Source organism: Paenisporosarcina sp. P4_D4 (assembly GCF_056401835.1).
On record NZ_JBFUIO010000257.1, the window covers coordinates 1 to 1794 of the forward strand.

Here is a 1794-nt window from a genome sequence, read left to right on the forward strand (position 1 = left end):
GTACTACATCGATTATCCCGATGTTTTCTTAGTGAACATCACAAAAGACATTATTTTCTTTGTCTACGACGACCGAGGATGCGAAGTTATAGCCCGTGAAGCAGATCGAATACGTCCACTTTATGAGAAATACTACGATTGGGTAGAAGAAGTTGATAGAAAAAGGATTGAACAAGGGTTAGGAGGAAGAGGATTGAAAAAATGAAAACAATCAAAGTATTTCATTCTATTTTCTCTTGTTCAACTAACGGGTGCTTTAGTAAAGTAGAGCAACGTATTTTAAGACGTTGCTCCTTTTACTTTTAAAAGTACTTCTGATAATACTCTTTCCTTAACCTTCCACTTAACTGAGCATAGATCTTGGTGGTTTCACTTTTCTCATGCCCCATAAGACTTTGTATGACTTCAATAGGAGCTCCATTATTCAATAAATGAGTTGCGTAGCTGTGTCTYAGTTGGTGTGGATGAAAATCTTTATTGATTTCCGCACGATTGGAGATCCGCTTGATGATGTATCGCATTTGGGCGACACTCATTTTATGTGGCTGTCTTGCTGTTACAAAGATGGCTGAATTATGGTCATTACGGCTTTCCATATAGCGTTTAAGCCATATGTCACAACGTGTATTAAAATAAACTTCTCTTTCCTTATCGCCTTTTCCTCCAACGATCGCGGATTGATTGGACCAATTAATATGGTTCTTTTCTAACGCAACTATTTCTCCAATTCGACAACCGGTAGAAAACATGAATTCAAAAATCGCTTTTTCCATTGGGGAATGACAGGATTCACGAAGGTGTTCAATTTCCCGTTCGGTTAAATACTTGGGTATCCGCTTCCCTACTTTGGGTTCTTTAATTTTGGAAGTTGGATTTTTACTCAGGTAGCCTTCTTCATGGCACCAACGAAAAAATGATTTCATAAAGCGGATACGATGTGCAAGACTGGCCGGTTTTAAATGCTTGCCGGATATAGCGAGATATTCCTTCAGTTGATTTGTATCCAGTAATTCCATCTCTACATCCTTAAAATAACCAATTAGTAGCAAAGACTGTAACAGGTAAGCCTTCAACGTTTGTGGCGAGAAGCCCTCTATTCGCTTATCAGCTTCAAACGAAGCCCATGCTTTTGAGAGTAACAATTTCATTCCCCCTAAATTAGTAATATTAAAAGGATTATTGCCAACTTAATAGAATTATAGACATAGGATGTGTTTTTACTAACGGGGCAGTTTAGTTCAATAATTCGAGGGGGAATTGAGTTGAAAATTATTAAAATAATTCTTGTTTTAATTGTAATAGCACTTTCAGCATACGGCTTAATTACAAAAGATTTTTTGTATGGTCCAATATCATCTTTATTGCTTGGAATTTTTATTGCAATTATAGGAATAGAGGAATTTAAAAATAAAGGTAAAAATAGTTGGGGTATGTTTTTTATACCAGTATCTTTATTAGTTATTGCGGTGGCTTTATTTAGTTTCTAATTAAATTTAGGGAGAAATTTTCAACTAATTCAGTGTTAAGTCCTAAATAAATAACCAATTCTATTAAAGTTTGTGAAGTATCTTACTTAAACTAACAGGTGCTTTACTTCAATAAGGAGTGAAGCATTTTTTCTTAATAAACTAACGGGGCAGTTTAGTAAAACAAATAAGTGGGTCATTTTTCGGGGATGGGCGATTGTAAAAGGAGGAATAAAAATAAAATGTACGGTGAAGTTTTTGAAGAAATCATTTCAATAATGCGTAAAGATTACTCGGGTTGCCAAGACAAACACGGGTGGGATAACCC

General features: G+C 35.5%; 3 protein-coding genes. 2 read left to right on the plus strand and 1 reads right to left on the minus strand.

Features of this window, described 5'->3' with window-relative positions:
- On the plus strand, positions 1-205 hold a 205-nt coding region (locus AC1DSL_RS17830), incomplete at its 5' end, for a DUF3885 domain-containing protein (RefSeq protein ID WP_477533262.1).
- A 97-nt stretch (positions 206-302) separates the two neighbouring features.
- On the opposite strand, the gene AC1DSL_RS17835 is transcribed toward AC1DSL_RS17830, so the two are convergent.
- Positions 303-1142, minus strand: a complete 840-nt coding sequence (locus AC1DSL_RS17835) for a tyrosine-type recombinase/integrase (protein ID WP_477533263.1) — start codon at positions 1140-1142, stop codon at positions 303-305.
- 120 nt (positions 1143-1262) lie between these two features.
- Here AC1DSL_RS17835 and AC1DSL_RS17840 point away from each other — a divergent pair, with 120 nt between their 5' ends.
- A complete protein-coding gene (locus AC1DSL_RS17840) occupies positions 1263-1487 on the plus strand; it encodes a DUF3953 domain-containing protein (RefSeq protein ID WP_477533264.1) in 225 nt (74 codons plus the stop codon).
- Positions 1488-1794: the final 307 nt, after the last annotated feature.